8 protein-coding genes and 1 pseudogene are annotated in these 8,744 nt (G+C 69.4%); 5 read left to right on the plus strand and 4 right to left on the minus strand.

The annotated features are described in order from the left end of the window. The 3 genes and pseudogenes from CS062_RS27115 to CS062_RS24370 all read right to left on the minus strand — a co-directional run. Window positions 1–217: pseudogene (locus CS062_RS27115) on the minus strand (hypothetical protein); the annotation flags it as partial. Between the two features lie 372 nt (window positions 218–589). Continuing rightward, complete coding sequence (locus CS062_RS24365; protein ID WP_091723931.1) at window positions 590–1,069, minus strand: peroxiredoxin; 480 nt, start codon at window positions 1,067–1,069, stop codon at window positions 590–592. Between the two features lie 146 nt (window positions 1,070–1,215). Next, complete coding sequence (locus tag CS062_RS24370) at window positions 1,216–1,590, minus strand: Mth938-like domain-containing protein (protein WP_099864399.1); 375 nt, start codon at window positions 1,588–1,590, stop codon at window positions 1,216–1,218. A 116-nt stretch (window positions 1,591–1,706) separates the two neighbouring features. On the opposite strand from CS062_RS24370, the gene CS062_RS24375 reads away from it, so the two are divergent. The 5 genes from CS062_RS24375 to moaD are packed head-to-tail and all read left to right on the plus strand — an operon-like array spanning window position 1,707 to window position 7,265. Next, entirely contained in the window at window positions 1,707–2,933 is a 1,227-nt protein-coding gene (locus CS062_RS24375) for a pyridoxal phosphate-dependent aminotransferase (protein WP_099864401.1), read from the plus strand. Between the two features lie 29 nt (window positions 2,934–2,962). Then, window positions 2,963–4,273 carry a homoserine dehydrogenase gene (locus tag CS062_RS24380; protein ID WP_099864406.1) on the plus strand — a complete coding sequence of 437 codons (1,311 nt, stop codon included), beginning with the start codon at window positions 2,963–2,965 and terminating at the stop codon, window positions 4,271–4,273. After that, window positions 4,270–5,679 carry a threonine synthase gene (gene thrC, locus CS062_RS24385; RefSeq protein ID WP_099864402.1) on the plus strand — a complete coding sequence of 470 codons (1,410 nt, stop codon included), beginning with the start codon at window positions 4,270–4,272 and terminating at the stop codon, window positions 5,677–5,679. Before CS062_RS24380 ends, thrC begins: the two co-directional genes overlap by 4 nt. Next, the gene (locus CS062_RS24390; protein ID WP_233218238.1) at window positions 5,672–6,961 is read left to right on the plus strand and encodes a molybdopterin molybdotransferase MoeA; all 1,290 of its coding nucleotides are present in this window, start codon (window positions 5,672–5,674) and stop codon (window positions 6,959–6,961) included. Before thrC ends, CS062_RS24390 begins: the two co-directional genes overlap by 8 nt. A 52-nt stretch (window positions 6,962–7,013) precedes the next feature. Further along, window positions 7,014–7,265 (plus strand): molybdopterin converting factor subunit 1, encoded by a 252-nt coding sequence (gene moaD / locus CS062_RS24395; protein ID WP_091723943.1) that lies wholly within the window; start codon window positions 7,014–7,016, stop codon window positions 7,263–7,265. Between the two features lie 40 nt (window positions 7,266–7,305). Here the strand turns inward: moaD and CS062_RS24400 are convergent. After that, window positions 7,306–8,744, minus strand: a 1,439-nt coding sequence (locus tag CS062_RS24400) for a flavin monoamine oxidase family protein (RefSeq protein ID WP_143742500.1), incomplete at its 5' end; no start/stop codon positions are given.

Consider the following 8,744-nt stretch of genomic DNA (forward strand, 5'->3'; position numbering starts at 1 on the left):
CCCGGGCCTCGACCGGCTCGGCGCGCGAGCGCGCGGCGGACGCAGGTGGCTGGGCCGGGGAGGCCGCCGGCAGGGCGGTCTCTACGAGGTTCGCGGCGATGGTGGCGGACGGGTTGGCCTCGAGCGCGGGAGGGCGTTTGCTGGGTGACAGGTCGGTCGCGTAGGCGTCGGAATCTAGGCGGCTGGCGCGCTTGGTCGGAGGCTTGGGCAGTGGCATGTGCGGGGGTGGCGGGCTTGCGTGATGAGCCTGGGTCCACGCGGACCAGGGGTCATGCCCCAGGCCTGACGGGCGGTGGCGATGCCGGAGGTATCGGCGGCATCGGGGGCCTCGAACTCGCGGGCGAGCCCCAGAAGACAAAAAGCCGCACCGGGGGCGGTGCGGCTCGTCCTTGGGGATTCAATCGCTGCGATCAGGCACAGGGGCATGCGGCCGATTATGCACAACTCGCCGGAGGTGCCCATGACGGACGGATGGCGGCGTTGCTGTCAGACGGCGCCTTGTGCGAGTCAGCGCAAACCCGGGATGCGGACCACGTGAATCGGTGGTCCGATCCGAGATTCCGCGATCCTTGCGGGATCGCGGTGTTGATCAGGCGGCTTCCTTCTTCAGTGCCTTGACCGCCTTCAGGACTTCGTCGACGTGGCCGGCGACCTTGATGCCGCGCCATTCCTCACGCAGGATGCCCTGGGCGTCGATCAGGAAGGTCGAGCGCTCGATGCCCTTGACCTTCTTGCCGTACATGATCTTGTTCTTCACCACACCGAACATGTGGCAGAGCTTTTCTTCGGTATCGGCGATCAGCTCGAACGGCAGTTCCAGGTTCTGCTTGAACTTGTCGTGCGAAGCCATGTTGTCGCGGGAAACCCCCAGCACGACGGCGCCGGCCTTCACGAAATCCTTGTGATGGTCGCGGAACTGCATGGCTTCGGTGGTGCAGCCCGGGGTGTTGTCCTTCGGGTAGAAGTACAGCACCACGACCTTGCCCAAAAAGGCTTGGGGTGTGAACTTCACGCCTCCCGTGGCAAGAGCTTCAATGTCCGGGAGGGGTTTGTTGAGCGCTGGCGTCATGTGGCGTTCTTCAGAGAGATGTGCCCGGGCGGGCATAGCCAGCGATTATACGTTGAATGGGTGGTCCCTCTCTCCGGCTGACCTGGACGAGCCAATGCGCTCCCAGGGAGAGGGAGGCAGCACGCGGCGCCGGGGCCGGCGGGCGTTCAGGGCTCGATGAGCAGCGCCGCCAGCACGGCGCGGCCTTCGCTCGCCAGCACGTTGTAGGTGCGGCAGGCGGCGCCGATGTCCATCGTCTCCATGCCGATGCGGGCGTCGATCAGCCCGCGATACAGCGCCGGCCGCGCGAAGCGGATCTTCGATCCGCTGCCGAAGATGACCAGCTCGGGCTTGCGTTTCAGGATGCGCTCGAAGTGAGCCTCGGTCAGGTCCTCGAAGCGGGTGACGTCCCAGTCCTCGGGCTGTCCTTGCCAAGGCACCAGCACGCTGTGCGCCTGCTCGACGCCATTGACCCACACATGGTGCAGGTCGTGCTTGGAGATCATGTTGCCGCCCAGCGGCTGGTCGGGTTGAAATTTCATTGAGGCTGATTCTGGCAGCGACGGAGGGTGGGGCGGAGCGGCCGCGCGATTACCCGCGATAACCCTGTGTTTAAATCGACGGTCCCGATTTTCCCCTGTGTATTCCAGGAGCCATCTTGAGAACTGTCACCAAGTCCAGCAAATTGGCCAATGTCTGTTATGACATCCGCGGACCCGTGCTGGACAAGGCTCGGCAGATGGAGGAAGAGGGCCAGAAGATCATCAAGCTGAACATCGGCAATATCGCCGCCTTCGGCCTGATGCCGCCGGACGAGATTGTCCAGGACATGATCCGCAACCTGCCCGACGCGGCCGGCTACACGGATTCCAAGGGCCTGTTCGCGCCGCGCAAGGCGGTGGTCCATTACTGCCAGGAAAAGGGTATCCGTGGCGTCGCGGTCGACGACGTCTACCTGGGCAACGGCGCGTCCGAACTGATCGTGATGGCGCTCAACGCGATGCTGGACAACGGCGACGAAGTGCTGCTGCCGGCGCCCGACTACCCGCTGTACACCGCCGCGGTCGCGCTCTCGGGCGGCAACCCGGTGCATTACGTCTGCGACGAGTCCAGCGACTGGTTCCCCGACATCGCCGACATCAAGGCCAAGATCACGCCGCGCACCAAGGCGATCGTCGTGATCAACCCGAACAATCCGACCGGCGCGCTGTATCCCGAGTCGCTGCTGCGCGAGATCGTCGCGCTGGCGCGCCAGCACCAGCTGATCATCCTGGCCGACGAGATCTACGACAAGACGCTCTATGACGGCCAGGTGCACACCAGCATCGCGGCGCTGTCCGACGACGTGCTGACCCTGACCTTCAACGGCCTGTCCAAGAACTACCGCAGCTGCGGCTACCGCGCCGGCTGGATGGTGGTCTCGGGCGACAAGCGTCATGCGCTGGACTACATCACCGGCCTGAACATGCTGGCCTCGATGCGGCTGTGCGCCAACACGCCGGGCCAGCTCGCGATCCAGACCGCCCTGGGCGGCTACCAGTCGATCAAGGACCTGGTGGCGCCGGGCGGCCGGCTGGCGCGCCAGCGCGACCTCGCCTACGAGCTGCTGACGCAGATCCCGGGCGTGAGCGTCGTCAAGCCCAAGGCCGCGCTCTACATGTTCCCCCGCCTCGACCCCAAGATCTATCCGATCGAGGACGACCAGCAGTTCGCCTACGAGCTGCTGGCCGAGGAGAAGGTGCTGATCGTCCAGGGGACGGGCTTCAACTGGAAGTCTCCCGATCATTTCCGGCTCGTGTTCCTGCCCAACACCGACGACCTGCGCGACGCCGTCGGTCGCATCGAGCGCTTCCTGGGCACCTATCGCAAACGCCACGGCCGCTGACCCCTCGACCTCCTGAAAGACACATGACGATGAACCCGATCAAAGTTGGCCTGCTGGGCATTGGCACCGTCGGCGGCGGCACCTTCCAGGTGCTGCGCCGCAACCAGGAAGAGATCCGCGGCCGCGCCGGTCGCGGCATCGAGATCGCGATGGTGGCCGACCTGGACGTCGAGCGCGCCCGCAGCATCGTCGGCGACGCCTGCACCGTGGTGGGCGACGCGCGCGAGGTGATCGCGAATCCGGAGATCGACATCGTCGTCGAGCTGATCGGCGGCTACGGCATCGCGCGCACGCTGGTGCTGGACGCGATCAAGGCCGGCAAGCATGTGGTCACGGCCAACAAGGCGCTGCTGGCGGTGCACGGCAGCGAGATCTTCGCGGCCGCGCGCGAGCAGGGCGTGATGGTCGCCTTCGAGGCGGCGGTGGCCGGCGGCATTCCCATCATCAAGGCGCTGCGCGAAGGCCTGACCGCCAACCGCATCGAGTGGATCGCCGGGATCATCAACGGCACGACCAACTTCATCCTGTCGGAGATGCGCTCCAAGGGCCTGGACTTCGGCACGGTGCTGAAGGAGGCGCAGCGCCTGGGCTATGCCGAGGCCGACCCGACCTTCGACATCGAGGGCGTGGACGCGGCGCACAAGGCGACGATCATGAGCGCGATCGCGTTCGGCATCCCGGTCCAGTTCGACCAGGCGCATGTCGAGGGCATCACCGCGCTGCAGGCGACCGACATCAAGTACGCCGAGCAGCTGGGTTATCGGATCAAGCTGCTGGGCATCGCGCGCCGCCGGGAGAACGGCATCGAGCTGCGGGTGCATCCGACGCTGATCCCGGCGGGACGCCTCATCGCCAATGTCGAGGGCGCGATGAACGCGGTGCTGGTGCAGGCCGATGCCGTCGGCACCACGCTGTACTACGGCAAGGGCGCGGGCGCGGAGCCGACGGCCTCGGCGGTGATCGCCGACCTGGTGGACATCACCCGCCTGGCGACGGCCGATCCGGACCACCGCGTGCCGCACCTGGCCTTCCAGCCGGACGCGATGAACGACACGCCGATCCTGCCGATGGACCAGGTGCAGACCGCCTTCTACCTGCGCCTGCGGGTGGCGGACCAGGCGGGCGTGCTGTCGAGCATCACCACCATCCTGGCCGAGCACGAGATCAGCATCGACGCGGTGCTGCAGCGCGAATCGGCCGAAGGCGAGAGCCAGACCGACCTGATCATCCTGACGCACGACACCCGCGAAGGCCGCATGCGCGAGGCGCTGGCCAGGATGCAGGCGCTGCCGACGGTGCTGGCGCCGATCGTCAAGCTGCGCAAGGAAGAACTGGCGTGAAGTACCTGAGCACCCGGGGCGACAAGACCGAACGCCACTTCTGCGACATCCTGCTGGAGGGCCTGGCGCCCGATGGCGGGCTGTACCTGCCGACCGCGTATCCGCAGGTCGACGCGGCGACGCTGGCGCGCTGGCGCGGGCTGTCGTATGCCGACCTGGCCTTCGAGATCCTGTCGCTCTACATCGACGACATCCCGGCCGCTGACCTGAAGGCGATCGTCGCGCGCACCTACACCGAGGCCGTCTTCGGCACGCCGCAGATCACGCCGCTCAAGCCGCTGGAGCCGGGCCTGGCGCTGGTGGCGCTGTCCAATGGGCCGACGCTGGCCTTCAAGGACATGGCGATGCAGCTGCTGGGCCAGCTGTTCGAGTACGAGCTGGGTCGCCGCGGCGAGACGCTGAACATCCTCGGCGCGACTTCCGGCGACACCGGCAGCGCCGCCGAGTACGCGATGCGCGGCAAGGCCGGCATCCAGGTCTTCATGCTCAGCCCGCACGGGCGCATGAGCCCGTTCCAGCAGGCGCAGATGTTCAGCCTGCAGGAGCCCAACATCCACAACATCGCCGTGCAGGGCGTGTTCGACGACTGCCAGGACATCGTCAAGGCGGTGTCCAACGACCTCGCGTTCAAGCGCGGTCATCGCATCGGCACCGTCAACTCGATCAACTGGGCGCGGCTGCTGGCGCAGGTCGTCTACTACTTCGCCGCCTACTTCCAGGCGACGACAACCGAGTCGGAGCGGGTCAGCTTCACCGTGCCGTCGGGCAATTTCGGCAACGTCTGCGCGGGCCATGTGGCGCGGATGATGGGACTGCCGATCGAGCAACTGGTCGTCGCGACCAACGAGAACGACGTGCTCGACGAGTTCTTCCGCACCGGGGTCTATCGCCCGCGTGGCGCCGAGCACACGCTGGAGACCTCCAGCCCGTCGATGGACATCTCCAAGGCCAGCAACTTCGAGCGCTTCGTGTTCGACCTGCTGGACCGCGATGCGGCGCGCGTGAACCGCCTCTTCGGCGAGGAACTGGCGGCCAGGGGCTGCTTCGAGATCACCGCCGAGGAGCGCGCCCGCATCGGCGAGCGCTACGGCTTCGTCTCGGGCCGGAGCACGCATGAAGACCGCGTCGCGACGATCCGCCAGTGCCATGCGCAGTACGGCGTCATCATCGACACGCACACCGCCGACGGCCTGAAGGTGGCGCTCGCCAAGCGCCAGCCCGGCGTGCCGATGCTGGTGCTGGAGACCGCGTTGCCGGCCAAGTTCGCCGCGACCATCGAGGAGGCGCTGGGCCTGGTGCCGCCGCGACCCGCCGCGCTGGCCGACCTCGAGTCGCGCCCCAAGCGCGTGACCGTGCTGCCGGTCTCCGTCGACCAGGTCAAGCAGTTCATCGTCGACCATGTCTGACGCGAAGTCCGCTCCGACCGCCGCCGCGGGCGCTGCGGCGCCGCGCGCGCCGATGCTGCCGATGGAGGACGCGCTGCAGCGCCTGCTGTCGCAGGTGACGCAGCTGGGGCGGACCGAATCGGTGCCGACGCCGCTGGCGCGCGGGCGGGTGCTGGCGCAGGACCTGGTGTCGCCGCTGGACGTGCCGCCCTATGACAACAGCGCGATGGACGGCTACGCGATGCGCGCGGCCGACGTGGCCGCGCTGGGTGGCGAGGGGGCGGTGCTGCCGGTGTCGCAGCGCGTGGCGGCGGGCTCGGTGCCCGGGCCGCTGCAGCCCGGCACGGCCGCGCGGATCTTCACCGGCGCGACCGTGCCGGAAGGCGCCGACGCGGTGCTGATGCAGGAGATGTGCGAGGCGCTGCCGGAGAGCGGGTCGGGCCTCGGCCGGGTGCGCATCAATGCGCCGCTCGTCGCGGGCCTGCACATCCGTCGCCGCGGCGAGGACCTGCGAACCGGCCAGCCGGTGCTGACGGCCGGCATGCGCCTCAATGCCGCCTCGCTGGGGCTGGCCGCGACGGCTGGCGCGGCGGCGCTGACGGTGGCGGCGCGGCCGCGTGTCGCGCTGTTCTCCACCGGCGACGAACTGGTGCTGCCCGGCGAGCCGCTCGGCCCCGGCCAGATCTACAACTCCAACCGAACGACGCTGCACGCGCTGCTGCTGGCGATGGGCTGCGAGGTGCGCGACCTGGGCATCGTGCCCGATTCGCTGGACGCGACCCGCGCGGCGCTGCGCGATGCGGCCAGGGATGCCGACCTGATCCTCAGTTCAGGCGGCGTGTCCGTCGGCGAGGAGGACCACCTCAAGCCCGCGCTGGAGCGGGAAGGGCGGCTGGACCTGTGGCAGATCGCGATCAAGCCGGGCAAGCCGCTGGCCTTCGGCGAGGTGACCCGCGAAGGCGGCCGCACCTGGTTCATCGGGCTGCCCGGCAATCCGGTGTCCAGCTTCGTGACCTTCCTGCTGTTCGTGCGGCCGGTGCTGCTGCGCCTGCAAGGCGCGACGCAGCTGACGCCGCGCGGTTTCCTGCTGCCCGCCGAATTCACCTGGACCAAGGCGGACAAGCGCCGGGAGTTCCTGCGCGCGAAGCTCAGCGACGCAGGCGGGCTGCAGCTCTTCGGCAACCAGAGTTCCGGCGTGATGAGCTCGGCGGCCTGGGCCGACGGGCTGATCGACCTGCCGCCCGGCAGCACCGTCGAGCCCGGGCAGCCGCTGCGCTTCCTGCCGTTCAACGAGCTGTTCTGACTGGCCGCGCCGCAGCGGCCGGACCGCGACTTCCTTCGACAAGCTGACCGAGATGACGATCACCGTGCGCTACTTCGCTTCGCTCCGCGAGGCCCTGGGGACCGACGAGCGCATCGCGCATCATGCCGGCGCGACGCTGGGCTCGATCCGCGATGCGCTGATCGCGAGCGACGCGGCGCATGCCGAGGCGCTGGCGCGCGGTCGCGCGATCCGCTGCGCGCTCAACCAGCAGATCCTGCCGGAGGACACGCCGGTGAAGGATGGGTCGGAGGTGGCCTTCTTCCCGCCGGTGACCGGCGGCTGATCCGCTCGCCGGCGCGAGCCATCGTTGACCGCGGCGGCGGTCACCTCGACGACCGGGACAGGATCCGCGCCGCCACGACCTCGCCCTGCGTGAACGCCTCCTCGAACACCGAGTAGCCGGCGAGGTCCGCATGCGCGAACTGCAGCCGGCCGTGCCCCCGCGCCCGCAGCGCGGCCAGCGCCGGCGCGCCGCGCAGGCCCGGGTACGGGATGCTCATCGCGTGGCCATAGCGCATCAGTTCGATGCGCTGCAGCCGCTCCGGCAGGTCGGGGTGCAGCGGCGCGAGGTCCGCCAGCACGCGGCCGGCCCAGGCGCGCCAGTCGTCCTGCAGCAGCTCCTTGCGCTGCGATTCGCGCAGTGCCCGGTAGGCGGTCAGCACCAGCGGCCCGCGGCTGGGATCCAGTTCCTGCTGGCCGGCGTTGACGTAGCCCAGCGCCTCGCCGCCATAAGCGACGTTGTCCCAGGACAGCGGCGCGCCCAGGCGCTCCAGCGGCGGCGCGTCCAGCAGCAGGTTGGCGACCAGCCACGGCGCATGGCGCATGCCGCGCGCGGCTTCGGTCAGCGCCGATGGCGGCTGCTCCACCAGCCGCGCGCCGATGAACAGCGGCATCGCCATCACCACCTGGTCGGCCTCCCAGCGTTCCGCGCGCCGCGCCGCCTCGTTCCACGCCAGGACCTGCACGCCATGCCGCTCCTCGCGCACGCGCAGGGCGGTGCGGCCACCGTGGAAGGCGTCGGCCAGCGGTGCGGCCAGACGCTCCGACAACCAGCCGTTGCCTTGCGGCCAGGTCAGCACGGCCTCGCGCTCCTCGCCGCTCATGAAGCCATGGCGGCTGCCGAAGTAGTGCAGTCCCGCCCAGGCCGACACCTGGGTCGCGTCCGCGCCGTAGTCGTCTCGGCAGCAGTAGTCGAGGTACCAGCGCAGCGGCGCCGCGGTCAGCCGGTGCTCGTCGAGCCAGGCGGCGAAGGTCTTCGCGTCCAGCGCCCGATGCGCGGCGGTCCAGGCGTGATGGGTGCTGGGCATCGCGAAGCCGACCTCGCGCCGCGCCTGCTCGACCAGCCCGCCGAAGCGGTGGTACTGCGCCTGGACCTCGGTGGACTCCGCCGGCGGCAGCAAGCCGTCGACCCACTGGTCCTGCCACCACAGCCGTTCCTGGGGGCTGTGGCAGAGCCAACGCTCCTCGTAGAGCCAGCGGCCGTGTTCCTGGCGCGCGAGGCCCAGGTCCTCCAGCAGCGCCCGCACCTCGACCGCCTCGGGTCCCGGCGTCGGCAGGTAGTGCGCCCCGAGCGGGCAGCGCAGGCCCTCGCCGAGCGCCGGTCCGGCGCCGATGCGATGGCCCCGGCTGTTGCCGCCGGGGACATCCTCCACGTCGAGCAGCGCGACGTCGACGCCGCGCAATCGCAGCCGCCGCGCGCAGGCCAGGCCGGCGATGCCGGCGCCGAGCACCAGCACCTGCGCACGACGCGGCGGGGCGGTGG

It is taken from the genome of Roseateles chitinivorans (assembly GCF_002761755.1).
GTDB lineage: Bacteria > Pseudomonadota > Gammaproteobacteria > Burkholderiales > Burkholderiaceae_C > Roseateles > Roseateles chitinivorans.